Annotated in this window: 23 protein-coding genes; 11 read left to right on the plus strand and 12 right to left on the minus strand. The window is 67.0% G+C overall.

The annotated features are described in order from the left end of the window. Positions 1-106 precede the first annotated feature (106 nt). Positions 107-1,858 carry a GGDEF domain-containing protein gene (locus ACZ6YI_RS09385; protein WP_465778411.1) on the minus strand — a complete coding sequence of 584 codons (1,752 nt, stop codon included), beginning with the start codon at positions 1,856-1,858 and terminating at the stop codon, positions 107-109. A gap of 254 nt (positions 1,859-2,112) precedes the next feature. On the opposite strand from ACZ6YI_RS09385, the gene ACZ6YI_RS09390 reads away from it, so the two are divergent. Both ACZ6YI_RS09390 and ACZ6YI_RS09395 read left to right on the plus strand, forming a co-directional pair. Further along, positions 2,113-3,243, plus strand: a complete 1,131-nt coding sequence (locus ACZ6YI_RS09390) for an acyltransferase family protein (protein ID WP_465778412.1) — start codon at positions 2,113-2,115, stop codon at positions 3,241-3,243. A gap of 81 nt (positions 3,244-3,324) precedes the next feature. Beyond that, positions 3,325-4,665 (plus strand): cobyrinate a,c-diamide synthase, encoded by a 1,341-nt coding sequence (locus tag ACZ6YI_RS09395; protein WP_465778413.1) that lies wholly within the window; start codon positions 3,325-3,327, stop codon positions 4,663-4,665. A 25-nt stretch (positions 4,666-4,690) separates the two neighbouring features. On the opposite strand, the gene ACZ6YI_RS09400 is transcribed toward ACZ6YI_RS09395, so the two are convergent. Both ACZ6YI_RS09400 and ACZ6YI_RS09405 read right to left on the minus strand, forming a co-directional pair. Continuing rightward, entirely contained in the window at positions 4,691-6,175 is a 1,485-nt protein-coding gene (locus tag ACZ6YI_RS09400) for a hypothetical protein (protein WP_465778414.1), read from the minus strand. A gap of 202 nt (positions 6,176-6,377) precedes the next feature. Next, positions 6,378-7,322 carry a LysR family transcriptional regulator gene (locus ACZ6YI_RS09405; protein ID WP_465778415.1) on the minus strand — a complete coding sequence of 315 codons (945 nt, stop codon included), beginning with the start codon at positions 7,320-7,322 and terminating at the stop codon, positions 6,378-6,380. Between the two features lie 130 nt (positions 7,323-7,452). Here ACZ6YI_RS09405 and ACZ6YI_RS09410 point away from each other — a divergent pair, with 130 nt between their 5' ends. Continuing rightward, a complete protein-coding gene (locus ACZ6YI_RS09410; protein WP_465778416.1) occupies positions 7,453-7,914 on the plus strand; it encodes a VOC family protein in 462 nt (153 codons plus the stop codon). Further along, positions 7,911-8,585: an SDR family NAD(P)-dependent oxidoreductase gene (locus ACZ6YI_RS09415; RefSeq protein WP_465778417.1), complete on the plus strand. Its 675-nt coding sequence runs from the start codon at positions 7,911-7,913 to the stop codon at positions 8,583-8,585. Before ACZ6YI_RS09410 ends, ACZ6YI_RS09415 begins: the two co-directional genes overlap by 4 nt. A gap of 140 nt (positions 8,586-8,725) precedes the next feature. Here the strand turns inward: ACZ6YI_RS09415 and ACZ6YI_RS09420 are convergent, their stop codons facing one another. The 5 genes from ACZ6YI_RS09420 to ACZ6YI_RS09440 all read right to left on the minus strand — a co-directional run bounded on the left by ACZ6YI_RS09420 (position 8,726) and on the right by ACZ6YI_RS09440 (position 13,011). Beyond that, positions 8,726-8,902: a type II toxin-antitoxin system CcdA family antitoxin gene (locus ACZ6YI_RS09420; protein WP_465778418.1), complete on the minus strand. Its 177-nt coding sequence runs from the start codon at positions 8,900-8,902 to the stop codon at positions 8,726-8,728. 195 nt (positions 8,903-9,097) lie between these two features. Then, positions 9,098-10,021, minus strand: a complete 924-nt coding sequence (gene grxD, locus ACZ6YI_RS09425; RefSeq protein ID WP_465778419.1) for a Grx4 family monothiol glutaredoxin — start codon at positions 10,019-10,021, stop codon at positions 9,098-9,100. Positions 10,022-10,094: 73 nt separating this feature from the next. Continuing rightward, positions 10,095-10,967 carry a UDP-2,3-diacylglucosamine diphosphatase gene (locus tag ACZ6YI_RS09430; RefSeq protein WP_465778420.1) on the minus strand — a complete coding sequence of 291 codons (873 nt, stop codon included), beginning with the start codon at positions 10,965-10,967 and terminating at the stop codon, positions 10,095-10,097. A gap of 188 nt (positions 10,968-11,155) precedes the next feature. Beyond that, complete coding sequence (locus tag ACZ6YI_RS09435; RefSeq protein WP_465778421.1) at positions 11,156-11,767, minus strand: SGNH/GDSL hydrolase family protein; 612 nt, start codon at positions 11,765-11,767, stop codon at positions 11,156-11,158. Continuing rightward, positions 11,767-13,011, minus strand: a complete 1,245-nt coding sequence (locus tag ACZ6YI_RS09440; RefSeq protein ID WP_465778422.1) for an aminotransferase class I/II-fold pyridoxal phosphate-dependent enzyme — start codon at positions 13,009-13,011, stop codon at positions 11,767-11,769. The genes ACZ6YI_RS09435 and ACZ6YI_RS09440 overlap by 1 nt, the downstream gene beginning before the upstream one ends. Positions 13,012-13,131: 120 nt before the next feature. Here ACZ6YI_RS09440 and rsgA point away from each other — a divergent pair, with 120 nt between their 5' ends. After that, complete coding sequence (gene rsgA, locus ACZ6YI_RS09445) at positions 13,132-14,190, plus strand: ribosome small subunit-dependent GTPase A (protein ID WP_465778423.1); 1,059 nt, start codon at positions 13,132-13,134, stop codon at positions 14,188-14,190. Here the strand turns inward: rsgA and ACZ6YI_RS09450 are convergent. The 4 genes from ACZ6YI_RS09450 to ACZ6YI_RS09465 are packed head-to-tail and all read right to left on the minus strand — an operon-like array spanning position 14,187 to position 18,746. Further along, positions 14,187-15,203, minus strand: a complete 1,017-nt coding sequence (locus ACZ6YI_RS09450; protein WP_465778424.1) for a Csu type fimbrial protein — start codon at positions 15,201-15,203, stop codon at positions 14,187-14,189. The genes rsgA and ACZ6YI_RS09450 overlap by 4 nt on opposite strands. Further along, complete coding sequence (locus tag ACZ6YI_RS09455; RefSeq protein ID WP_465778425.1) at positions 15,200-17,548, minus strand: fimbria/pilus outer membrane usher protein; 2,349 nt, start codon at positions 17,546-17,548, stop codon at positions 15,200-15,202. The genes ACZ6YI_RS09450 and ACZ6YI_RS09455 overlap by 4 nt, the downstream gene beginning before the upstream one ends. Next, entirely contained in the window at positions 17,502-18,185 is a 684-nt protein-coding gene (locus tag ACZ6YI_RS09460; RefSeq protein WP_465778550.1) for a fimbrial biogenesis chaperone, read from the minus strand. The genes ACZ6YI_RS09455 and ACZ6YI_RS09460 overlap by 47 nt, the downstream gene beginning before the upstream one ends. A gap of 54 nt (positions 18,186-18,239) precedes the next feature. Then, entirely contained in the window at positions 18,240-18,746 is a 507-nt protein-coding gene (locus ACZ6YI_RS09465; RefSeq protein ID WP_465778426.1) for a Csu type fimbrial protein, read from the minus strand. A 380-nt stretch (positions 18,747-19,126) separates the two neighbouring features. Here ACZ6YI_RS09465 and ACZ6YI_RS09470 point away from each other — a divergent pair, with 380 nt between their 5' ends. The 6 genes from ACZ6YI_RS09470 to ACZ6YI_RS09495 are packed head-to-tail and all read left to right on the plus strand — an operon-like array spanning position 19,127 to position 24,131. Next, on the plus strand, positions 19,127-20,059 hold the full coding sequence (locus ACZ6YI_RS09470) for an alpha/beta fold hydrolase (RefSeq protein WP_465778427.1): 933 nt from the start codon (positions 19,127-19,129) through the stop codon (positions 20,057-20,059). A 1-nt stretch (position 20,060) separates the two neighbouring features. Next, a complete protein-coding gene (locus ACZ6YI_RS09475; protein ID WP_465778428.1) occupies positions 20,061-20,471 on the plus strand; it encodes a hypothetical protein in 411 nt (136 codons plus the stop codon). Further along, a complete protein-coding gene (locus ACZ6YI_RS09480; protein ID WP_440328000.1) occupies positions 20,464-20,658 on the plus strand; it encodes a helix-turn-helix transcriptional regulator in 195 nt (64 codons plus the stop codon). Before ACZ6YI_RS09475 ends, ACZ6YI_RS09480 begins: the two co-directional genes overlap by 8 nt. 4 nt (positions 20,659-20,662) lie before the next feature. Beyond that, positions 20,663-22,228 (plus strand): alpha/beta hydrolase, encoded by a 1,566-nt coding sequence (locus tag ACZ6YI_RS09485; protein WP_465778429.1) that lies wholly within the window; start codon positions 20,663-20,665, stop codon positions 22,226-22,228. Next, positions 22,225-22,959: an ABC transporter ATP-binding protein gene (locus ACZ6YI_RS09490; protein ID WP_440327998.1), complete on the plus strand. Its 735-nt coding sequence runs from the start codon at positions 22,225-22,227 to the stop codon at positions 22,957-22,959. Before ACZ6YI_RS09485 ends, ACZ6YI_RS09490 begins: the two co-directional genes overlap by 4 nt. Then, positions 22,956-24,131: an ABC transporter permease gene (locus tag ACZ6YI_RS09495; RefSeq protein WP_465778430.1), complete on the plus strand. Its 1,176-nt coding sequence runs from the start codon at positions 22,956-22,958 to the stop codon at positions 24,129-24,131. The genes ACZ6YI_RS09490 and ACZ6YI_RS09495 overlap by 4 nt, the downstream gene beginning before the upstream one ends. Positions 24,132-24,146: the final 15 nt, after the last annotated feature.

The following is a 24,146-nucleotide window of genomic DNA, read 5'->3' on the forward strand; positions in this document are numbered from 1 at the left end:
GGGGGCCGCGGGGGGGGTGCCCGGCCTGGGGGGGCGGGGTGGGGGGGGGTTGGGGGGGCCCCCCCCCCCCGCCCGCCCCCCCCCCGCTCCCACAAGAGCTTTGGCCTTACGCCGTGGCGGTGATGACGCGGTCGCGGCCAGCCGACTTGGCGGCGTACATCGCTTCGTCGGCTTTCATCAGCAGGCGGTCGAGGTCGTAGCCGTAGGTCGTGGTGCAGGCGATGCCGAAGCTGGCCGTGGCGCGGACGATCGTTCGATGTTCGTCCGAAGGGGCGCTGATCGCCGCGCGCATGCGCTCGGCGCACTCGTTCGCTTCGGCGGGTGTCGTGCCGCGCAGCAGTACGGCGAATTCTTCGCCACCCAGCCTGCCGATCACATCCCTGTCGCGGAGGCTGTCGCGACATTCCGCGACCACGCGCAGGAGTACCCAGTCACCTTCGGCATGGCCGTGCGTGTCGTTGATCTGCTTGAAGTGGTCGAGGTCGAACAACACCAGGGCGATAGGCTGGCCCGTGCGCGAGCCTTCCACCAGCGCGGCCGTGCACTGGTCCACGAAGTGCTGGCGGTTGCTGATGCCCGTGAGGCTGTCATGGCGGGCCATGCGCATGAAGCGCTTCTGTGAGCGACGCGTGCGGATGAGCCAGAGGACGATCGCACCCGTCAGCGTGAGCGTCAGCAGGAAATACAGGCGGTTCGTTTCGGCGTCGTGTTTGTCGGCCTCGCGCTGGAGCTGCAGGATCTGGTTCTGCTTGTCCAGCGCATCGGTTTCGGAACGGCTCGCGGCGAGTTGCTGCTTCACGATCTGGTAAGCCAGGGCCCGCGCGCTCACATCGTCCAGGTGGCCCTTGTCCGCACTGGCGTGGCGCTCCAGCCACATCGTTGCGGCACGCCAGTCACCGCGTTTCTTCGCCACGAGGTACGCGGTCTCCGTGGCGGATACCAGCGATTCGGAAAACTCGCCGGCGACCGACGCCTTGATCGCCGCGCCGGCAAACCGGTCGGCCAGGGCGATATCGCCCGTCTCCCAGTGCGCGCGTGCGAGCAGGGCATCGTATTGCGCGATCTGCATGGGCTGGGCGTCACGGGTGACGGAGCCGTAATACTGGTCGAGGAGCGAGATTGCCACGTCGGCGCGCCCGTGGCGGATCGCGCTATCGGCGACGTCGCCGCGCAGTTCGTTGGCGGCGAGCGTTTCCCCGGCCTTCTGGCACTCCGCGACCCACTGCACGAAGCGCGCATCGTCCGGATCGACCTTGCCGGCCTTGTACAGCGCGTGCAGGCCGACCACGTGGCTCTTGCAGGTCGTGGTCGGCGTATCGGCTACTTCCACCGCGCGATCGGAGTAATCGGCGGCGAGATCGTACTGGCCGGCCGCGGTCATCAGCTGCGATGCCTCGGCGTACGCCTGGAACCGCGCCCGTGGATCCGTCACGGAGGGCAGGGCGGCCATCATCTCGTCGAGCCGCATGAACGCCGCTTCGTAATGGCGCCCGGCACCGAGCAGGTTGACCAGGGTCGCCGTGGCGCGCAGGCGCAGGACCTTGTCGGACGAATGGTCCACGATCTGCTCGAGCATCGGCGTGGCTTTCGCATGGTTGCCGCTATAGGCGGTCTGCCAGGCCTCCATGTAGTCGAGGTACATGCGGGCGGCCGGCGACATCTGTGCACGCGCCTGCGTGAGGCGCGCGAGCGTGATCACGAAGGCGGGGTGGTCGGAGGTGCGCGTCGCGTCCGCGACGGCCAGGGTGGTCTCGGGGTTCTCGCCCACGCGGAGCTGAGCGCGTCCCTCGCCGGCATGGAGGGCCAGCGTCAGGAAGACGAGCGCCGCGACGATGCGGCGCGAAGCATGCGAGAGCACGTCCGTGCGTGGCCGGGCGCTTACGCGCGCGCGCCCCCTGGCACGGACGGCATGATCTTGTTCGACATCACATCCCCCCATTGGCGTCCGCAAGCCCCCCGGTCTGCGTTACGCCTACCCATCTTAGCGTGGCGCCACCGGCTGGGCGTGATCATCCACCGGCCTGGCTCCCCGCCCCCAAAACGCCATGAACCGGCCCGGAGACCGCCGCATGAACTCTCCACTCTCGCCAGACGACGCCACCGAGACCTCCGATGACCCGCCTGCCCGGACTGGATACCCTGCGCGCCATCGCTATCGCGTGGGTCATGCTTTTCCATAGCTACCTTATCGGCGGCCTCGGGGAAAACTTTGGCGTGCTCGAACACGCCGGGTGGATGGGCGTCGACCTGTTTTTTGTACTCAGCGGTTTCCTGATCGGGTCGCAGGTCTTCGCCTCCCTGCGTGACAGGGGCTCGCTGGATTTCGGGTCGTTCTATACGCGTCGGGCAATTCGCATTCTTCCGGCGTTCCTCGTGGTGCTGTGCCTCTATCTTGCCTGGCCGGCCTGGCGGGAAACGCCCCTCATGCAGCCGGCATGGCAGTTCCTCACTTTCACGTTCAACCTGCTGTACAACGACCGCGAACGCTATGCCTTCTCGCATGCCTGGTCGTTGTGCGTGGAAGAGCACTTCTACCTGGTGTTCCCGTTGCTGGCCGTGTGGCTCGCACGCTGGATGACCCCGCGCCGTCTCGCAATGGCATGCGCCGTGATCGTGCTGGGTGGCATGGGCCTGCGTGCGTGGCTGTGGCTCGCGTTCTACCAGCCCTCGATCGGGTCGAACGAACCGGCCTACCTGCGTTACCTCTATTACCCAACCTACGCCCGTCTCGATGGGCTGGTGGCGGGCGTCGCCCTGGCGGCGTGCGCCGTGTTTCGCCCGGACTGGATGTCCCGTTTCCGTGGCAGGGCTGGCGTCGTCCTGGTGGCTTCGGCGTGCCTGCTTGCCGCCTGCATCGCACTCTTCGATGGGCACCGCCTGGAGTTCTGGCCGATCGTGGTGGGTTATCCGCTGGTGGCCCTGGCCATGGCCGGGTTCGTCGCGATGGCCGGTGGCGGCACGTGGCTGGCGCGCCTCCGGGTGCCCGGTGCGGGCTGGCTGGCCGGCGCATCGTACAGCCTGTACCTGAGCCACAAGGGCGCCTTCATGCTGACGGAGGCCGCGCTGGATGGGCGTCTGGACAGCCACCCGTGGCTGCGCTTCCTGGCGCATGTTGCGGTGGTCCTCGCGGTGGGTGCCGCCCTGTATTACCTGGTCGAGCGCCCCTTCCTGCGCTGGCGCGAGCGCCGCTCCGCTACACTGCGCGCACCGCCGGTCATCCAGGGCGCCAGCGCCGGGGATTGAACGGGAATCCGGCGCCTCGCGGGCCGCGCGCTCCCGCCAGTCCGGAATCTTTTCCCCACGTGACTGGAAGGGTATCGAGCCGTGACCCGCCATTGCCCCGCGTTACTGGTTTCCGCGCCCGCCTCGGGGCAGGGCAAGACCAGCGTCACTGCCGCACTGGCACGCGCGCATGCGCGCCTCGGCCGGCACGTGCGGGTGTTCAAGACCGGGCCGGATTTCCTCGATCCCATGATCCTGGCGCGGGCGAGCCGTGCGCCGGTCTACCAGCTCGATGCATGGATGGGTGGCGAGACCGATGTGCGCGCCCGTCTATACGATGCGGCCGGCGAAGCGGACCTCATACTTGTCGAAGGCGTGATGGGCCTGTTCGATGGCGCGCCCTCGAGTGCCGACCTCGCAGCCCGGTTTGGCCTTCCTGTTCTGACCGTCATCGATGGTTCGGCGATGGCGCAGACCTTCGGCGCGATCGCCCACGGGCTCGCCACGTACCGCGGGGATGTCACCGTGCAAGGCGTGCTCGCCAACCGCGTAGACAGCGACTACCACGCCCAACTCCTGCGCGAGAGCCTGCCACCTGAGCTGGCGTGGCACGGCACTCTCCCGCGCGATTCGGCAACAGCCAGGCCCGGTGGGAGCGCGCTTGCGCGCGATAGCGCCACCCGCCCCCTCTCGCTCCCAGAACGCCACCTCGGCCTGGTCACGGCTGATGAACTCAGTGACCTCGAAGCTCGCCTCGACGCACTAGCGGATGCCCTCGCGGAACGCTCGACACTGACCCTGCCCGACGCCGTGCCGTTCGAACCCGTCGAACCCATGGCACGCACGGTCTCACTAGCCGGCGTCCGGATCGCTGTAGCGCGCGACGCGGCGTTCGCTTTCATCTATCCCGCCAATCTGGATGTCCTGCGCGAAGCAGGCGCGGAACTCGTGTTCTTTTCACCGCTGGCCGGCGATGCGCTTCCCCAGTGTGATGCCGTATGGCTCCCCGGCGGTTACCCGGAGCTTCACCTAGAAACGCTCAGTGCACGCGCCGACCTGCGCGAGGCATTGCACGGGCACGTCGACGCGGGCCGCCCCTTGCTCGCTGAATGCGGCGGGCTGCTTTACGCGCTGGACAGCCTCGCGGCTAGCGAAGGTAATTCTCACCCCATGGCCGGACTGCTACGCGGACACGCGGCGATGCAGCCGCGCATGGCTGCGCTCGGCATGCAGGGTGTCGCATTACCCGAAGGCGAGTTGCGCGGTCACTCGTTCCATTACGCCCACGCGAGCATTGACGCTAAACCACTCACGCTCGCAACCAACCCCAACGGCGGCCCGACTACGGAAGCGGTGTACCGCCGCAAGCGGATGACGGCGAGCTTCATGCACTTCTACTTCCCGTCGAACCCCGATGCAGCGGCTCGACTGTTCCTGCCGTAAGCGTCGCTGAAGCTCCACGGTTGGGCTATTCGCCTATCGATGCGGCGGCAGCGCTGACGACACGCCCGTCGCCCGGCAACAGGGAGAAAAACGCGAATGAGCCCGGAAGTTGCGGGCACGCGATCCGGGAGGGTTCCCCAGAATCCACGTAGGTCACCGGGATCGGCTGGCCCTCTGCACACAGCGCCTGGATCCTTGCGTTCAACCCGATCGGATCGACCGATGGCTTGATTCCCGCGATGGCCTGCACCGTCTTCTTCGGCTTCAGGTTGTCACACGCTGGCGTCGCGTCGTCCAGCTGATACCCCTCAGGCGTTGAATAAAATCCCACGCGGCCGTGGCAGTCCGAGGCCATGATCGAAGCCATCATGCGCCGGCCGACCATCGACGCCAGGGGTGCAGGCAAGCTCTCTCGTGCGGGCGTACGGTAGCCTGCCGCACGCGATGCTTCTCCCGCGGCCACGGGGAAATCGCTGGTGTCGAGCAGCTTGTCGACCAGCGGCGATGCCGGCGTCTCGCCCGCGCGCAGCATCGAGGCCCACGTGTACCTTTCCTGCCGTGAATCGCCACTGGCAGGCTGTTTCCACAATCGCCAGAAGGCGCTGTCATCCAGTGTTCCGCCGGCCGGATGAACGGTCAGCAAGAACAGGAGCGCCATGCCGCAGTCGTAAGGCACCTTTCCCGGCTGCGGATCCTGCAGCATGGTCCGGAGCGTGCCTGGTGGGGATTGCTCGGCCTGGCAGCGCGCCATCGCATCCGATGCTTCACCCAATGCTTCTGACGTGTCATGCGTCCGTTCGAAGGCGAGCAGCATCCGGGCCAGATCCGCGCCACCTTCAAGGCCGAGTAAGGCGGCAGGGTCGGAACGATCGATCGCACGTCCATTCCAGACATGGAAGAGTTCGTCGTCAATGAAATCGCGCAGCCTGGTCCGTTGGCTGTCGTTGTCCTCACTCCAGTCACCGTAGAGCCCCAGCGTTATCGATCCCTCCAGGTGGTCACCCCAAAGGTAGGCGTCTTTTCCGGGAGACGCATAGGCGATGATGAGTGGCAGCGTTCGCGGTCCGAGATGGTCGGCATAGGTCGATGCGGCACGGGCGGTCTCGTCCGTGATGTATCTCACCGCCCACGCCGGAAGCCCATGGTCGACGACGAACGTTGCGGGGCCACCATGGATCACCTTCGGTCGGCCGAACACGACGTATCCCGGTGCCCGGGGCTGCGCAACTCTCGCAAGGCGCGCCTGTCCGGGGCCGATCACACGCGCTTCGTCGGCGGCCACATAGCACGGCACGTCATCGGTTGCGTGGTCTTGAGGGAGGCGCGAACTGAGCAGCTCGGTATAAACGGCCACCGTGCCGTCCGAGAAATGCAGGGCCGGGGCATATTCCCGATCATGGCGCTCATTGGTGCCGGGGAGGACAGTGCCGAACCTGTACGGGGGAAGGTTCGGCTGCCGCATGACAGTCGTCTCGAGGCGCCCCCCTTCGACCAACTCCGTCTTCGACATGCAGCGGGTGCTTGCGGAGACCGGCTCGACAAACGCGCACGTAGTCGAGAGCAGGAGCAAGCAACCCAGTGGCTTTACCCACCTTCCTGGAGGCATGAGACGCACGAGATTTCCTTATCGATATGCCAATCGCTTCATGGTCCCGAGGCGTGATGCGGTTGTCAATGAATGGATGTGGCGTGATCTCCGTGGAGCGGCAGGCTCAGGGACCCTGCCGGTTTGCCGCCCGGATGTAATCGACGAAGGCGCGCAGCTTGCCCGGCATCTGCCGCGTGCTTGGGTAGTAAACGTGGAACAAGCCCCTCGGCTGGCTGTAGCGTTCGAGGACCACCTCGAGCGCACCGGTCGCGATATGTGATTCGACGAATCGCCGGAACACATAAGCGATCCCTATCCCGTTGACCGCTGCGGTCGTTGCCACTCGCATTTCATCGACCACCATGGGGCCATCGACGTCGATGACGACGGGCTTGCCATCGACATGGAAGGTCCATTCAAGGAACCGGGTGTGGCTGGAGAAGCGCTGGCGAATGCACCGGTGTGCGAGCAGATCCCCTGGGTGCGTGGGGCGTCCACTCGCGGCCGTGTAATCCGGTGACGCTACGGCAACCATCGCCTGCGGCGGGCCAAGCGGCGCGGCGATCATGTCCCGCTGCAAGGCGTGGCCAAGGCGGATGCCTGCGTCGAACCCGCTTTCGACGATATCGACCAGGGTGCTGTCCAACGATAGCTCAAAGCGGATATCGGGATGACTGGCGAGAAAATCGGCGAGGTGTGGTTCGATCAGCGTTGCATACGCCACGAACGATGTATTGATGCGAAGCAGGCCTGACGGATGATCCGTGTCGCTGGCGGCTGACTCGAGTGAGTAGCTCACCTGCTTGAGCGCTGGCCTGAGGTTCGAGTAGAGCCGCTGGCCCGCTTCGGTCAACGACGTGCTGCGCGTGTTTCGGTTAAACAGGCGGATGCCCATCTGCGCTTCAAGCTGCTTGATCGCCTTCGACACGGCCGTCGGCGTCACCCTCAGGTCATCCGCCGCGCGGGCGAAATTAAGGTGCTGCGCGACCGATTGGAAAACCAGCAGGCCCGGCAACCGGGCCTGTAGTTCCCGCAGGCTCATATCGCCCAGCGCATCCGAGTCGGCCATGTCCAAACCCCGGGACGAAGACTCCTGATAATGAACCACAGGTTCATTCCGTAAGGCAAATTCTGCAGATTCACTCCGGAATGGGACCGGCGTAGTTTTTCCTCCACGCCCAACCCCTGTGGAGTCCGCCATGTCCGTCGTCACATTCCCCGCGAAGAACCCGGCCAGCAAGCTCGCTTCCCTGGCCGGCAACCATGTCGCCGTCCGCGTGCCCGATTTCGAGCGCGCGATCACCTGGTATGTCGAGAAACTCGACTTCCGCGTCGTCCATAAGTGGCCCTACGCGGACCAGCAACTCGCCTACGTGGCGCCCGCCACCGACGATCACTTCACCGTGGAACTGCTGGCCGGCGGTGAACCCGGGCCGATCCCCAAGCCTGTCTACAGCGACCTGGGTGACAGCCTCCGCCTCGCGGGCTACCACCACTTCTGCCTGTCCGTCGACGACATCGAATCGACGATCGAGGAACTCCGCAGCCGCGGCGTGACCATCGTCACCGAGCCGTTCTATCTCGAGCCGATCAACCGGAAACTCGCGTTCATCTGCGATCCGTTCGGCAACCTCATCGAACTCGCGGAGTCCGTTGCATGAAGACCTATATGTGCATTGGCGCGGGACCTGGCATTGGTCTCGCTACCGCCAGGCGCTTTGCCCGCGAAGGCTACCGGATCGTGCTTGTTTCCCGATCAGCCGCCGATAACGACCGTCTCCGCGCGATGCTGGGCAACGACATCGCCGACGTGCGCTTTGAATCAGCCGACGCTACCGATCCGGCGCAGCTAGGCGCCTTGCTCGAGCGTTATGCCGACACCGGGATCGACGTCATCCACTACAACGCCGCCGCCATGCGCTACGACCCATCAGGAGCGCTCGTGGGTGCGCCGATCGACGCGCAGGGCAGCGCGGAGATCACCTCCGATATCGCGGTCAATGTCGCGACGCCGCTGGCGACGCTCGCGAAGGTGCTGCCTTCGATGGAAGCACGTGGTACCGGGACCATCCTGCTGACCGGCGGTGGTTTCGCCGTCGAGCCGTCGGCGGACTTCCTGACCCTCAGCGTGGGTAAGGCGGCGCTCAGGACTGCGGCGCAAGCGCTGTTTGAACCGCTAAAGCAGCGTGGCGTCCACATCGCGACGGTGCGCGTATCTACCCTGGTGGCCTCCGATCCAGGCCACCCCGCGAAGATCGCCGACGAATTCTGGGCGCTGCACGCACAGCCGCCGGAAGCATGGACGTGGGAAGCGATCTACCCGCGCGCTTGAGTGCGTTGATCGTGAACTTCCGGTCGAATCGCCTGCTCTCGATTCGTCCGAATTCTCTTGCAAGGATCAAGGGTGCAACGGCGCGCCTGTCTGAACTGCCGTAAACGGCCGAGTGAACGACGACGAAGGGGACAACCCCTTCAGAGCGTCGAGAACTCATCAGCAAACGAGCCGTGATCCTGCCCGAAGGAATTCCAGCTCTCGGCTGCTCCCTGAAGTTCGCGGCGGCTTTGTTCGAGGATCCCTTCTAAATCGTCATATAACGACAGGTTCGATGCCAGCTTTGGAACGGAGAGGTCGTTAGTGGCGATGGCCATGAAGGGGTTCCGGGAGCGGGGCGTGTGCGCAGTCTATGCGGATGTTTGAGGTCGCTGTTGTTTCCCTTCTCGGGCGCGCTTGCGCTCGGTGGAGTAGTGCCGCAAGCACCCATCGCGCGCAAGCGCGCTCCCACAGGGGGTGGGGCGAAAAAAAGGGCGCCGTGGGCGCCCTTTTTTCTTCATTACGAGACGGGATCAGTACCGCGCGACGCTCGGGTCTACCTCACGCGCCCAGGCGTCCATGCCGCCTTCCACGTTGAACAGGTTGGTGAAGCCGTGGGCGGCGAAGCGATCGGCCGCGGCGCGGCTGGAGATGCCGTGGTGGCAGATGAAAGCGATGGCGGTGTCCTTCGGCAGCGCGGCCAGGGCTTCGTAGCCTTCATCCTCGAGGATGCGTGCACCCGCCAACGGAGCCGCCATGGCGCGGCCGTGCGCCGGGCGGACGTCGACGAGCAGGATGTCGCCGGCAGCCAGGCGGTCCTTCAGCTGGTGCACGGTGATCGTGGTGATCTCCACCGCGCCCGGGAACTTCAGGCTCAGGCCTTCGCCCTGCATGGTGGTGACCCAGTCGATGACGATGCCCTTGGCGCGCTGGGCGCTGCCCGGATCGAAATGCACTTCGATGCCGTTGGCGACGGTGACGATGTCATGGTCGCCGGCCGGGGCAAGCTGGAAGCCCGCGCTGTGGTCCGGGCCGATCTCGAGGTGCAGGGCCATGCCCTGGGCGTTGGCCATGCCGCCGCGGATGGCTTCGGCAGCCTTGTCGGTGATGGTGATTTCCGGCGGCGTGCGGTCCGGCGCGCCACGGCCGAACAGGGTGTACAGCTCACCGCTGGTGTACAGCTGGCGGATGATGTCGGAACCGCCGACCAGCTCGCCCTTCACGTAAAGCTGCGGGATCGTCGGCCACTGGCCGAACTCCTTGATGCCCTCGCGGATTTCCGGATCTTCCAGCACGTTCACCGTGTGGTACTGGTCGACCACGTCGTTCAGCGTGTTGGTGGCGGCGGCGGAGAAGCCGCACATCGGCTGCTGGCGCGTACCCTTCATGAACAGCACGACCTCGTGCTGGGCGAGAAGGGCTTCGATGCGCTCGCGGGTGGGGATATCAAGAGCCATGGAGGGGATCACCGCAAAGGGAAAGGGGCCATTTTACCGGCATCCTCCGCACATGGGCGCTATCAAAGTGAAATCAACCCGCCAGCGAGGGTTCCATCGGGGTCAGGTGGGAAAGATCGGCCCGGCAGTCGGCCAGCGGCGCGAACGCCAGGACGGCTTCGGGTGAGGGCAGCACCGTCTCACGGCTCGCGCGACCGAGCGGGGTGTAGCGCTCGGTCCAGTGGACCAGCTCCATCGCGCCGGAGAAATCTTCGACCAGCGCCGTGCAGTGCTCGACCCAGTCGCCGTCGTTCAGGTACAGGATGCCGTTGATCGGGCGCATGTGGCCGAAGTGAATGTGGCCGCAGATGTGCCCGTCCAGGCCGCGTTCGGCGGCATCGGTCGCCACGCGTTGTTCGTAGCCGCGGATGTAGGCCATGGCGAGGCCGACGTGCGATTTGATGATGATGGAGAGGGGCAGGTAGGGCAGCTCCATCCTGCGTCGCACCGAGTGCATGCGCCGGTTCGCCCAGCAGATCACCCGGTGCATCGTGTCGCCAAGTACGGTCAGCCAGCGCTTGCCGATGTGCTCCGGGTCGAACTCGTCACCATGGCTGACCCGGTAGCGGCGCCCGTCCGCGCCTTCGTGCAGGGCATCCAGTTCCACGCGGATGCCGGCGATGGTGGAGCCGGCGAGGCCGCGCATCTGGTAGTCGTGGTTGCCGGGGATGTAGATCACCTCGATGCCACGCGCGGCCATCGCGATCAGCTCGGCGATGACGGCGCTGTGGTCGGGGTGCCACCAGTGGCGCTTCGCGAGGGCTTCCAGGTCGACGATGTCGCCGACGAGGTACAGCCGCTCGCAATCCACGCTGCGGAGGAAGTCGAGGAGGTAGGCAGCCTTGCAGTCGGGCGTGCCGAGGTGCACGTCGGAGATGAAGGCGCTGCGACAGGTGAGCTTGGCCATGGCGGCGATTCCCGGGGTTTTCCCGGGTCACCAGTGTCGGGCCGAGCTGTAACCATCGGATGGCGCTCGTGTTTCAGGGATGTTGCGGCGCGGGCGGGGGTGAACGCCGTTGTGGGAGCGCGCTTGCGCGCGATGGGGGATGTCGCGAGCACCCATCGCGCGCAAGCGCGCTCCCACAAGGCTGGCTCCTACGGCAGCTCGCGGAGGGCCGCGCGTGCTTCCGGCAGGATCGCCTCGGTCCACAGTGCGTACTGCCTGGCCGAGGGGTGCAGGCCGTCTTCGACGAGCATGTCGTCGGCGGCGCCGGCCTTGCGTGAGATGGCGGTGACATCCACCCAGCGGGCGAAGGCGCGGCGGGCTTCGTCGTGGGCGATGCCGTTGAACGCATCGATCTCGCGCGCGATCTGCGCGCGGTCGCGGCCTTCGGCGAAACGGGTGACGCCCCAGTCCGGGATCGACACGACGATGACGCGGCGGGCATCGCCGGCCAGCGCGATCGCGCGTTCGAGCAGGGCGAGGAACTGTTCGCGGTACTCCGCCTGCGACCGTCCGCGGTACTGGTTGTTAACCCCGATCAGCAGCGTGACCAGGCCGTGGCCTGGCGTGAGCGCGGCGGCATCCATGGCGGCGGAAAGCTCATCGGTGGTCCAGCCGGTGGTGGCGATGATGCGCGGCGCCTGTACCTCGATGTGTGCCGCGTGCAGCCGCGCGGCGAGCTGCACGGGCCAGCGTCCCGCTTCCGGCACGCCTTCGCCGATGGTGTATGAATCGCCGAGGGCGAGGAACGTCGGTGCCGGCATCAGGCGACCGCGCTTGCGGCCGGACGGCCTTCGGCGGCCATGCGGGCCAGCACGCGATCCATCCGCGCGAACACCTCAGCCAGCTGCGCGGGTTCGGGCAACAGGGTGAGGCGCAGGTGGCGGCTGGCATGCAGGTTGAAGCTCGTGCCGGGCACGACAAGCACTTCTTCCTCTTCCAGCAGGCGCAGCGCGAATGCGGTGTCGTCGAAGTGCGGGATGGCGTCGGCGCGGATCCACGGGAACGCGTAGATGGCCCCGCCCGGTGCGCCGACATCGAGGTACGGGCTGGCGGCGACGTTCTCGAGGATGATCCGCCGCGCTTCGTGCAGACGGCCGCCCGGCGCGGTGAGTTCACCGATGGTCGGCTTGTCGAGCAGCGCGGGGCGCACCGCCCACTGCGCGGTGACGTTCGCACACAGGCGCAGCGCGGCGAGCAGCTGCAGCGCGTCGCGATACTCGGCCACGCGCGTCTTGCTGCCTGAAAGGCTCATCCAGCCGACGCGGTAGCCACACGCGCGATGCACCTTGGACAGGCCGCCGAAGCTCACGCAGGGGTGGTCGCCCGCCACCGCGGCGAGCGGCTGGAACGGCGTGCCGTCGTAGAGGATTTCGTCGTAGATCTCGTCGCACAGGAGCAGCAGGTTGTGCTTGCGCGCGACCTCGACGATGCGCTCGAGCAAGGCCCTGGGGTAAACGGCGCCGGTCGGGTTGTTCGGGTTGATAAGGACCAGGGCGCGCGTGCGCGGGCCGACCAGCGCGTCGATTTCATCCGGATCGGGCAGGTGGCCGTTCTCGGCCAGGCAGCGATAATAGCGCGGGCTGCCATCGTTGAGGATGGTGGCGGCACTCCACAGCGGATAGTCGGGGCTCGGCAGCAGCACTTCATCGCCGGGCTGCAGCAAGGCGCGCAGCGAGATGTCGATGAGCTCGCTGACGCCATTGCCGATGAAGACGTGCTCCACGTCGACGCCGGCCGCGCCACGCGCCGCCTGCTGCGCAACGATGGCTTCGCGGGCCTCTTCCAGGCCCTGCTCGTGCCCGTAGGCCTCGCTCTCGCCGAGGTGGCCGGCGATCGCCTCGCGCAGGTGCGCGGGCGTGGTGAATCCGCAACGGCCGGGGTTGCCGATGTTGAGCTTGATGATCGGCTTGCCGGCCGCTTCCATGTCGCGGGCACGGCGGGTGAGGGCGCCACGGATTTCGTAGCGCACTTCCGCCAGGTGCGCGCTGGGCTTGATCGAGGACACGTTCTGCGACTTCCGGTGCGGCCCGCCAGGCCCGTTCCCGGCGGTCGTCACCCGATCCTAACAGCGTCGTGGTGGGCCCGCGAGGCTGAAATCGGGCGTAGAGCGGGCATAATCGCTGCCATGACCGACCCCGAAGGCCTGGCGCGACTGCGCCACATCGGCTGGCGCGACGACGCGCTGCCCAGCGACCCACGCCGCCTTGCGCGCGTCGTGGCGCAGCACCGCGCCGGTTACGAGGTGCACGACGGCACCGCCGCGTTCAACGCACAGCCCGCCGGCCAGTTCCTCAAGCGTGGGCTCGACCCGGCCCTGCGCCCGTCCGTCGGCGACTTCGTGCTGCTCAGCCATGCCAGCCACCCGGTGATCGAGGCGATCCTGCCGCGCCGTTCCACGCTGACCCGCGCGGCAGCCGGCGAGCGCTACGAACGCCAGGTGATCGCCGCCAACATCGATTACGTGCTGGTGCTCACCGGCCTGGATGGCGACTTCAATCCCTCGCGCATCGAGCGTTACCTCACCCTGGTGGAAGGTTCCGGCGCGAAAGCCGTGGTGCTGCTGAGCAAGGCGGATACCGGCGTGGACGTGGAGGCGGCCGTGGCCGCGTTGCGCGCACGCCTGCCCGCGGACGCGGCCGTCCACGCGATCAATGGCAAGGACCCTTCCACGGTGTCCCTCCTTGCGCCTTACCTCGGGCCGGGCATGAGCGCGGTGCTGGTCGGTTCGTCGGGTGCCGGCAAGTCGACGCTGACCAACACGCTGCTCGGCGAGGAACGCATGGCCACCGGTGCCGTGCGCTCGCACGACAGCCGCGGCCGGCACACCACGACGCACCGCGCGTTGCTGAGCCTGCCCACGGGTGGTTGCCTCATCGATACGCCAGGCATGCGCGAGCTGAAGCTGACCGGCGAGGAAAACCTCGACCTGTTCGCCGATATCGAAGTGCTCATCGGGCAGTGCCGCTTCACCAATTGCGGGCACGGCAATGAGCCGGGCTGCGCGATCCAGGCCGCGCTGGCGTCGGGCGAACTCGCCCCGCAGCGCTGGCGCAACTTCCTCAAGCTGCATGAAGAGCGCGAGGAGCAGGCTGCCACGCTGGAAGCCCGGCTGCGCCGCAAGAGCGGCCCGAAGCCCGGTGCCGGCAAGCCACGCCGCGGCGGCTGGTCGCACGACGAGGATTAGTACGTGACGGTGATCGTCACGATATCGGTGTAGGTGCCTGCGACCGCGGCCGACTGGATCGGTACGCGGCCGTAGACGGTGAGCGTCTGCTCTCCACCGCTGCCGGTGCCCGGTTGCGTATCGGTGTTGAGCGCGCTACCCCAGCGCAGCGTGCGCTGGGCATCGCGGTAGAGCTCGTAGGTGACGAAGCGTCCTCCGCCCGCCATGCGCCTGACGCTGCCCGATGCGTTCTGGCCGTTGCTGAGCCCGACCTGGTACGCCGCGCGGTTGGTGCAGGTAGCGCGGATCAGCGAGGTCTGGTCGGTGTTGGTGCGCAGCAGCCCGGGAACCGAACCGAAGTTGAGGTCCGTCGCGGTGGCCAGCGTGCACTTCGGGGCGACGGAGGCGGTGACCGACGTCGATGGCCCGGCAACGGTGGCAGCCGCAGCCGTGCCGCCGGCCGTGCAGCTGGCAGGGTAGGTGCCAAGCGATAGCAGTGCTTCGTTGTAGCTGTACGTCAGTGCGGTGCCCGCCGTGCCGCCGGTGATCGTACCCGTGTAATTGCCGGGGGATAATGAGGACTGCCCTGCTGGCACTCGGCCGTAGGCGACGACGCTTCCGGTGATCGCGTTGCCGGCTGTAAGTAAGGGCACCTGCGCCGTCACCGTGAGTGGCGCATAGGTCACGTTGTTCACCACGCCCCATATCGCGGTGCGCGTCGCGTCCTTGTAGACGTTGTATTGCATGCGGTCGCTGAGCGGATCGATCATCGTGCGCGGTGCGAGGTTGCCCAGGTCGTCCTGGCCGAGGCTGACGCACATCGTGATGTAGCTGCCGTAGAGGATGCCGAGGAAGCCGGTGTAGGTGCAGCTGTAGTTGATCGTGGCGGTCGTATCCACCGACGTGCCGGTGGGATCGACCGCGCCGAAGGCGAGGTTGGTGATGCTGGTGATGCCGCAGGTCGTCACGGCTTCCGCGCGCGGCGCGGCGAACAGCGCAGTGAGCGCGAGCAGCATGAGCGCGAGCCACTTCATGGCGACGGCCTGCATGGGAGGGGGCCGAGTTGCGGCAGGTCCCGCGCATGGGCCGGATACACGAGGGTTGCCGTGCAGCGCGAGCCATCGGGCTTCGTCACCCTGAGTTCCGTATCGCCCTTGAGATTGTCCAGGTAGGCCTGGCCGTCGTAGCCGACGATCGCGGGTTCGCCGCTGCCTGTATCGACAGTGGAACCCAATGGCAACGGTGCGCCCTGCGTGTCGACGAGGATGGCCAGTGCGGCGCGCACGCGCACGACAGGGAAACGAACGATGACGCCCGAGCGATCCGCGGGTGCCACCACGCTGTCCACACGCTGCACGCGTTCGTCCGCCGGCAGGTCGATCGGGTCGATGGCGAGGCGGTTGTCCTGCCACGCGTTCAGTCGGGACACGAGCAACAGCCCGCGGCTGTCGGTCACGCCCGTGCGGCGATTCTCGAGCAACACGGGAATATCCGGCGCGCCTTCGGTCGACACCAGCGCGAAGGCATCATCGATGCGCCGTGCGGAGAACGCATGGCCACCCATGAGCACGACGGCACCGTTCGCGTCGGCATACGCATACGACGAGGGCCCGATGTTGCTGGCGCCCAGGGTCAACTGCCCGTGGTTACCGAGCCAGCCCACCTCGCCAAGGCCACCGGCCGCCTCGCCACTGCGGCCCTGCACGTGCCAGCCGAAGCCGCCGTCACCATCGATCGGGCGGCTCGCATCAAGCGTGCCGAAGGTCTGGTCGCGATCACGCTGCGCCGATGCGGTGTATGTAGTGCGTTCGTCCAGGGCCCAGGTGACGCCGATGAAGAAGCTGCGGTCCGCGGCCTCGTCCAGGTTCTGGTTCACGCTGGCATTCACCGCGATGCCGCGGCCGAGGTTGCGCAGCACGAACAGCCCGGCATAGCGCGACGTGGGCTGCTCCGGGTAACGCAGGCGCACGTAGTTGGCGCCGAAGCTCGATTCGCGCACGTTGAAGCCGACGAGCGCGCGGTCGCTCGCACGCGGTGGCGGTGAGCCGTAGCTCGATGCGACGTCGCGATAGCGCGCGTTGCTGCGCAGCGTATCCAGCGAGAAGTTCATGAAGCGGCCGCTCCAGGAGAAGCCCGCGCCATACTGCGCGCCGCCGTTGCGTGAGGCGGCGTACGAGGCATTCAGTACGCCGGCGCCGAAGGGATTCCACACCGTCCCGAGGCCTGCGGTGTTGCGCCCCGCACCCGCTTCGCCATGCGTCTCCAGCGTGAGGTGGTCGGTGATGCCACGCCGCAATGTCGCGCTGCCCACCGGATCGTCACCGTAGGCGAACGAATCGATGCCATAGGCCTCGCGCACGGTCCCAAGTTCAACGGACCAGTCGCTCAACCCCGCGCGCAGCAACTGCCGGGCGGCGTAGAACGGAAACGTCACCGTGCTGGCGCGCCCGAGCGCATCGGTGAGCACGACCTGCGCCTGCCCGGCCTGGTCGACACCGGGGACGGCGGTGAGCTGGAACGGGCCGGCCGGCACCTTGCCGGAGTACTGGCGGATCCCGTCCACGTAGAGGTCCACGGAAGAGGGCGCCGTGGCCTGGCCGAAGAACTGCGGCAGGGGCGTTGTGACCCGGTAGGGCTGCAGCGCGAAATCGGTGCCGAGCGCGATGCCGCCGATGCGCGTGGCCCGGCTCCACGAGGTGTAGCCGGTGAAGGTGTCGCCGACCGTGAGCACCATCGAGCTATCCGGGAACGACAGCCGCCATTGCGTATCGAGGCGAACGGTATCGCCACGCCAGCCGCCGCCGGCCTCCTGGTAGCGGCGCGTGAGTGACGTGTTGCTCAGCACGCCCATGTTCTCGCTGAAGCCGCGCAGTTCGGCAAGCCCGCTCACGTTGCCGAGGCCGCCGCCGTGCGCCGCATAGATGTCGTAGTTCAACAGCAGCCCCGTGCCACTGCTGGCCTTGGTCGCGCTGCGTTCCGGCTGGTTGAGGATGCGTCGCGGCAGGTCGAGCGTGCCGGTGGGCACATCGATGGTGACCCGCTGCTGGCCGGCGTCGTAGCCATAACGAACGCCCTGGATATCGAGCAGGCAGCGCATCTCGTCGCCGGGCGGCAGTACGAAACCCAGCCCGCGCAGGTCGGCGGCGCTTGCGCACAGTGAGTTGCCACGGCGGATGAAGTGCATCAGTCGTTCGGTCGCGGTGCCATTGAGCACCACTTCGAGATAGAGATCCTCGCCAGCCACGCTCACCCGCGGATCCATCGTGGGCGGAGGGATGGCATCGGTGGCGTGGTCCAGCGCATGCACGGTGGCGGCCTTGAGCGCGATGACGCTAGCGGCTGCCCGCGTCCACGACCAGGGTCGACTCGCTCGCCTCACCATTGATCCTCGCGCGTAGTGCGCCGGCACGGCGCGCTTCCGGTGGCAGGGGCCAGCTCATGGTGCTACCGGGCAATGCATAGCCCACCAGGCCGGAGAGAAGAGGGGTGTCCTTGCCGTTGGCGCCGTGCGTGCTGACATCGGCGAGCTGGGCGTGGCCTTTGCCCGTGTTGCTCACGCGGAGGACCGTGCCACCCGCTGAATCCTCGACGCTGGCTTTCAGGGTGGCACTGACCGTCGGATCGCCCGCGGGCGCCAGGAACACGGGCACCGAATAGCGGAGGACGAACTTGAGGCCACCCTTGTCCGCGCCGTCGACCGGAAGCTCGTCCACGACGATGCGGTAGGCGGACTCGGCACCATCCGCCGGTGGCGCGACCTGGCGGATGACGCGGACGAGCTGACGGTCACCCGGGGCGATCGTGACCATGGGCGGGCTTACCACCAGGTCACGCGAGGCTTCGAGCAGATCCTTGCCATCCGCCTGGGTCCAGCGGAACACGCGCACCTGCGCGTGCAGCGTGTCGGTGCCCGTATTGGTCAACCACAACGCCTGCGCCTGTTCGGAAGCGGCGAGGTGCAGCCCGATCGGCGACACCTGCAGGCCGCTGGCGAACGCGGACGGCACGACGCCCATCGCGAGCAGCGCGATGAGGCCAGCGAGCCGGGGCGTCCGTGTGCGCACCAGGGCTCAGTAGGTGATCGTGGCGGTGATGACGTCGGCGTAGCTGCCAGCCGGGAAGTTGGTGGAGGGCACCCGGCCGAACACGGGCAGGGTCTGGACGCTGCCGGTACCGGTGCCGGCGTAGACGTTGCCACTGCCACCGGTGGTGCTGCCCCAGATATCGGCCGCCGTGCGGCCCGCCGCGCGGTAGAGCTGGTAAGGCACCAGTGACGTGCCATTGCTCATCTTCCGCGAATTGGCGTCGGTGCCGTTCTGGCCGTTATCCAGCGCTATCGTGTACGGCGCGCTCGGGGTGCAGTTCACGTTGAGCGCCCCCTGGTTATCCACGTTGGTGGCCGTGGAAGGCTGCGAGCCGAAGTTCACATCCGTTGGCGCCGTCGTGCTGATGTCGCACGCGGCGGTGATGGTGATGCGTACGTTGAACGTGGTGGTGGCGGTCGCGGCGTGGGCGCTGCCCGCGACGAAAGCAAAGGTGGCTACTGCGGCGGTGGCAAGACGGCGAATCGGGGTCATCGGAGCTCTCCAGGTGGCGCGACGTACTTCCGTCACCTGCAAGGTTCGGGACTACGCGTTCCCTGTGAAGTGAAATAGGCGGTCTGCTGCCGTATTGGCCTACAGGTGCCGGAAGTGCGCACGGTTCTGCCAAGGTCGCTTGACATCCGACGGGGGTAAAAACGGCAAAAAATCCTGCCGCGACATGCAATTACCGGCCCCGGCCGGGAACGGGCATGACGTGGCGCGTCCTCTTCCGCCCGGTCGCGTCGGTATCCCGGCGATAGGTGACGCATGTCACAAAAACGCGATGTCAAGCATCCTTGACATGCGTCGCGACCGGGGGCAGGATGGTGTCAAGCGTGCTTGACACGCTCCACGCCAACGAAAGGAGTTCGAACATGTCGTACCGCATCGTCCTGCGCGCCGCCGCCCTGCTGATGGCCGCCTGCGCCGCCTCCACCCTGCACGCCGCTACCCCGGCCAACGCCAAAGCGGCGAGCCACACCGTCCAGGCCGGGACGCTGACGGTCGAACGCCACGGCACCTCCGGCACCCCGGTCATCCTGATCCCAGGCCTGGCGGGCGGCCCGTGGGTGTGGAAGGACACCATCGCCGACCTCGAGAAGCGTCACGTCGTCTACGCCGTGACCCTCGCGGGCTTCGATGGCACGCCGGCACCCTCGGCGGACGGCAACTGGATGGACCGTGCCGACGCGTCGCTCGCGCAGTACATCGAGCGGAACCACATCGACAAGCCGATCCTCGTGGGGCACAGCCTGGGTGGCACCCTGGCCCTGCGTTTCGCCGGCCGCCACCCGGACCTGACCCGCGGCGTGGTCGCAGTGGATGGCCTGCCGATCTTCCCGGGCATGGAGCGGGTCACGCCGGAGCAGCGCGCAGGTATCGCTGCGCAGTTGAAGGCGAAGACCGAAGGCGCCTCACCCGATGAGTTCAAGGCGCAGCAGCTCGCCTACATGCAGAACATCGGCACGCTCGATCCCGCCACCGCGGAACGCGTCGCCCCGCTCAACGCGCGCAGCGACCAGAAAGCCGTCGCACGCTACATGGCCGAGGATGCCGGTGCCGATTTCCGCCCCGACCTGAAGGCCGCGAAAGCACCGATCCTCGAGATCACGGCGTTCGCCGAACAGGATTCGCAGATGGGTCCGATGAAGATCACGCAGGAGCAGAAGGTGGCCTACTACCAGTCGCTGCTTGCCGATGCGCCGCAGGCGAAAGTGATCGCGCTCGCACCGTCGCGCCACTATGTCATGCTCGACCAGCCTGCCGCGTTCGGCAAGGCGCTCAACGCTTTCATCGAGGCCCACTGACATGGCGATGCGTGCGGTCCACAAGCGCTACCTGCGCGAGTTCTTCCCGGCCATGGCGGGGTACATGATCCTGCTGTTCGTCTCGGTCAGCTGGCTGAAGTCGCTGGACGGCACGCTGGCCCGCACGCTGGTCACCCTGCTTCCCGCCCTGCCCATCGCCTTCGTCATCCGCGCCATGGTGCGGGTGATCCGCGACCAGGATGAGTTCGAACGGCGCATTGACCTGGAGGCGATCGCCATCGCGGGTGGCATCGGCGGGTTTGGCTTCTTCACCTACGGCCTGCTCCTGAACGCCAGGGTGCTCGAACAGCCGACGGGTGCTTCGGTGGCGGTCTGGGTCTTCCCGATCCTGCTTGGCCTGTTCGGAGTGGCCAAGTGCGCCATCCGCTTCTACTACCGCAGCCATGAATAACCGGGTTCGCGAACTGCGCACGGCGCTGGGCTGGTCCCAGGCCGACCTCGGCGAACACCTCGACGTGTCGCGGCAGACCGTGAACGCGATCGAGACCGGCAAGTACGATCCGAGCCTGCCGCTCGCGTTCAAGATCGCCGGGCTGTTCTCGCTTTCCATCGAATCCATCTTCACGCCGGAGCCATGAAGGCATGAAACGTCCGCGTCGCATCGTTGCCATCGTCGTGATCCTTGTCGCCGCGTTCGCTGGCCGGCAGGTGATGAAGCACCCGCGCGCCGAAGCGGCCGCCCCGGCCACCGCTCCCGTCGCCGACACCACGCCCGTCGTGCCGCGCACGTGGAAACTGGGCACGCTGGAGCTGCACCCGTGCGAACTGGGGCAGCCGCATTCGGGGCTTTCCACCGCGGCATGGTGCGCACCGTTCCAGGTCCCGGAGGATCGTGCGCATCCAGAGGGGCGCAAGCTCGACATGCGCCTCGCCGTCGTGCGCAGCAGCGCCCAGGTGCCCGCGGACGATCCGGTCGTTTTCCTCGCCGGTGGCCCGGGCCAGGCAGCGACGGAGACCTATGCCAGCATCGCGCCGGCCATGGCGCTGGTGCTGGCGCACCGCAACGTCATCCTGCTCGACCAGCGTGGCACCGGCGGCTCACACCCGCTGAGCTGCCGCGAGGGCGACGACCATGACGTGCCCGGCGGCTCGGAAGACAGTCGCGGCGTCGATGCGGAGGCCGTTCGCAGGGAGACGAAGCGCTGCCTGGACGGTCTTTCCGCGAATGCCGATGTGCGTTTCTACACGACCACGGATGCGGTGGCCGATCTCGAAGACGTACGCAAGGCACTGGGCTCGCCCCATTTCAACATCCTGGGCGTGTCGTACGGCACGCGGGTGGCGCAGCAGTACGCCATGCGCCACCCCGATGCCGTGCGCACGCTGGTGCTCGATGGCATCGCACCCAACGCACTGGTCCTCGGCGAAGACTTCGCGGTGAACCTCGATGCAGCCCTGAAGGCCCAGTTCGCCCGTTGCGCCAACGACGAGGCGTGCCGCGCGCGCTTCGCGGATCCCTACCAGACGCTCTACCAGCTACGCGATGCGCTGCGTGCCAACCCGCACAAGGTCAGCTTCCGCGATCCGCAGACGTACGCCAGCACGCAGCGGGTGCTGAGCGAGTACATCCTGGCCACGGTCGTGCGCATGTTCGCTTACTCGCCGGAGACGGCGGCGTTGCTGCCACTGTCGATCGACGCCGCCGCGCGAGGTGACGTGGGCCCGCTGCTGGGCCAGGCGAAGCTGCTTACCGGCGACCTCGGTGACACCATGGACGGCGGCATGCAGTACACGGTGATCTGTTCCGAAGATGCCGACCTGCTGACCTCGCGTCCGCAAGACAAGGACACGATCCTGGGTGACAACATGATCGAGGCGTTCAAGGCGGCGTGCTCGGTGTGGCCGCACGGCACGCGCCCGGCGGACTTCCACGAGCCATTGAAGAGCCAGGTTCCGGCCCTGCTCATGTCCGGCGAATTCGACCCGGTGACGCCCCCGCGTTACGGCGATGAAGTGCTCAAGGGCCTGCCGAATGGCCGCCATTTCGTCCTGAAGGGCCAGGGCCACAACGTGGTCGCGCGTGGCTGCATGCCGCGCCTGCTCGACCAGTTCATCGACAAGGCGGACGCGAAGGCGCTGGACGGGCAGTGCCTCGAGCGGCTGTCGCCAGCCCCCGTATTCGTCGGTTTCAATGGAGCGACGCCATGATCGAAGTAAAGGACCTGCATAAGTCGTTCGGCGACGTGAAGGCCGTGGACGGCGTGAGCTTCACGGCGCGCGATGGCGAGATCACCGGCTTGCTGGGCCCGAACGGCGCCGGCAAGACCACGACGCTGCGCATGCTCTACACCCTGATGAAGCCCGACGCCGGGCAGGTGCTGGTCGATGGGATCGATCCGATGCAGGATCCGGTCGCCGTCCGCCGGCAGCTCGGCGTGTTGCCGGATGCGCGCGGCCTGTACAAGCGGCTCACCGCGTCCGAGAACATCACGTACTTCGGCCGCCTGCAGGGCATGACCGATGCGGCGATCCGCGTGCGCCGCGAAGCGTTGATCGATGCGCTGGAGATGCGCGACATCGCCACGCGCCGCACGGAAGGCTTCTCGCAGGGCCAGCGGGTGAAGACGGCGATCGCGCGTGCCCTGGTGCACGACCCGCGCAATGTGCTGCTCGACGAGCCGACCAATGGCCTCGACGTCATGGCCACCCGCGCCATGCGCCGCTTCATGCACCAGTTGAAGGCCGAGGGGCGCTGCGTGCTGTTCTCCAGCCACATCATGCAGGAGGTCGCCGCGCTGTGCGATCGCATCGTGGTGATCGCCCACGGTACCGTGGTCGCGGACGATACGCCCGCCGCGCTGCTCGAGAAGACCGGGCAGGCCAGCCTCGAGGATGCCTTCGTGAAGATCATCGGTACCGACGAGGGCCTCGCCGCATGAATGCCTTCCGAGCCGTCTATTGGAAAGAGGTCCGCGAGAACCTGCGTGATCGCCGGACGCTGATTAATGCGCTCATCACTGGGCCACTCCTGGGGCCCGTGCTGTTCATCATGCTGATGAACGTCATGGTGAACCGCGAGCTGGCACGCGCCGACCAGCCGATCCGCGTGCCGGTGATCGGGGCGGAACTCGCCCCCAACTTCGTGAACGCATTGAAAGCCGCCGGCATCGATGCGAATCCCGGCATCAACGACCCCGAGCGCGCGGTGCACGACATGCGCGCCGATGTCGTGATCCGCATCGATCCGGATTACGTGAAAGCCTGGAACAAGGGGCAGTCGGTGCAGGTGGAGGTCATCTACGACTCCTCGCGGCGGGATGCGAACACCACGGTGGCGCGCGTGCGTAGCGTCGTAGAGAGCTTCGCGCGCCGCGAAGGTGCGATGCGCCTCATCGCGCGCGGCTTGTCGCCGTCCACCGCGTGGCCGGTCAACGTGGCGGATCGCGACCAGGCCACCTCGCAGTCGCGTTCGGCGCTGATGTTCTCGTTCCTGCCGTACTTCTTCGTGCTCACCGTGTTCATGGGTGGCATGTACCTCGCCATCGACCTCACCGCCGGCGAGCGGGAGCGGCAATCGCTGGAGCCGCTGTTCGTCAATCCCGTGGCGCGCTGGAAGATCCTTGCCGGAAAGCTCGCGGCGATCTGCACGTTCTCGGTGATCAGCCTGCTGCTGAGCGTCGCCGCGTTCTCCACGGCGCCCTGGTTCATCCCGACGGAGAAGCTGGGCATCGTGCTCGACCTCGGGTTCCGCTTCGGCGCGCAGGTAGTGCTGCTGATGCTGCCGCTCATCGTGCTCCTCGCAGCGCTGCAGTCGTTCGTCTCCGCGCTCGCCAAGAGCTACCGCGAAGCGCAGACCTACCTGTCGATCCTCATGATCATCCCCATCCTGCCGAGCGCGTTGCTGTCCGTGATCCCGGTGAAGCCGGAGCCGTGGATGTACTCGGTCCCGCTGCTGGGGCAGAACCTGGGCATCGTGCAGCTGCTGCGCGGCGATGGCATCACCGGGCAGGAGCTGGGGCTGTGTCTCGCCGGTGGGTTTGCCGCCGCGGCGGTGGCGGTGTGGGCAACGGCGGTGCTTTACCGGTCGGAGCGGCTGGCCATTTCGGCCTGAGCGCATCGCGTAGGA

This window comes from Luteibacter sp. NPDC104163, from assembly GCF_055584245.1.

Excerpts from the sequence above, each read along its gene's own strand:
- ACZ6YI_RS09415 (WP_465778417.1), top strand. The coding sequence starts at position 7,911 with ATGAAGACCTATATGTGCATTGGCGCGGGACCTGGCATTGGTCTCGCT.
- ACZ6YI_RS09490 (WP_440327998.1), top strand. The coding sequence starts at position 22,225 with ATGATCGAAGTAAAGGACCTGCATAAGTCGTTCGGCGACGTGAAGGCC.
- ACZ6YI_RS09430 (WP_465778420.1), bottom strand. The coding sequence starts at position 10,967 with ATGGCCAAGCTCACCTGTCGCAGCGCCTTCATCTCCGACGTGCACCTC.
- ACZ6YI_RS09405 (WP_465778415.1), bottom strand. The coding sequence starts at position 7,322 with ATGGCCGACTCGGATGCGCTGGGCGATATGAGCCTGCGGGAACTACAG.
- ACZ6YI_RS09495 (WP_465778430.1), top strand. The coding sequence starts at position 22,956 with ATGAATGCCTTCCGAGCCGTCTATTGGAAAGAGGTCCGCGAGAACCTG.
- ACZ6YI_RS09475 (WP_465778428.1), top strand. The coding sequence starts at position 20,061 with ATGGCGATGCGTGCGGTCCACAAGCGCTACCTGCGCGAGTTCTTCCCG.
- ACZ6YI_RS09480 (WP_440328000.1), top strand. The coding sequence starts at position 20,464 with ATGAATAACCGGGTTCGCGAACTGCGCACGGCGCTGGGCTGGTCCCAG.
- ACZ6YI_RS09460 (WP_465778550.1), bottom strand. The coding sequence starts at position 18,185 with ATGGGCGTCGTGCCGTCCGCGTTCGCCAGCGGCCTGCAGGTGTCGCCG.
- ACZ6YI_RS09400 (WP_465778414.1), bottom strand. The coding sequence starts at position 6,175 with ATGTCGAAGACGGAGTTGGTCGAAGGGGGGCGCCTCGAGACGACTGTC.
- grxD (WP_465778419.1), bottom strand. The coding sequence starts at position 10,021 with ATGGCTCTTGATATCCCCACCCGCGAGCGCATCGAAGCCCTTCTCGCC.
- rsgA (WP_465778423.1), top strand. The coding sequence starts at position 13,132 with ATGACCGACCCCGAAGGCCTGGCGCGACTGCGCCACATCGGCTGGCGC.
- ACZ6YI_RS09420 (WP_465778418.1), bottom strand. The coding sequence starts at position 8,902 with ATGGCCATCGCCACTAACGACCTCTCCGTTCCAAAGCTGGCATCGAAC.
- ACZ6YI_RS09470 (WP_465778427.1), top strand. The coding sequence starts at position 19,127 with ATGTCGTACCGCATCGTCCTGCGCGCCGCCGCCCTGCTGATGGCCGCC.
- ACZ6YI_RS09410 (WP_465778416.1), top strand. The coding sequence starts at position 7,453 with ATGTCCGTCGTCACATTCCCCGCGAAGAACCCGGCCAGCAAGCTCGCT.
- ACZ6YI_RS09485 (WP_465778429.1), top strand. The coding sequence starts at position 20,663 with ATGAAACGTCCGCGTCGCATCGTTGCCATCGTCGTGATCCTTGTCGCC.
- ACZ6YI_RS09435 (WP_465778421.1), bottom strand. The coding sequence starts at position 11,767 with ATGCCGGCACCGACGTTCCTCGCCCTCGGCGATTCATACACCATCGGC.
- ACZ6YI_RS09450 (WP_465778424.1), bottom strand. The coding sequence starts at position 15,203 with ATGAAGTGGCTCGCGCTCATGCTGCTCGCGCTCACTGCGCTGTTCGCC.
- ACZ6YI_RS09465 (WP_465778426.1), bottom strand. The coding sequence starts at position 18,746 with ATGACCCCGATTCGCCGTCTTGCCACCGCCGCAGTAGCCACCTTTGCT.
- ACZ6YI_RS09390 (WP_465778412.1), top strand. The coding sequence starts at position 2,113 with ATGACCCGCCTGCCCGGACTGGATACCCTGCGCGCCATCGCTATCGCG.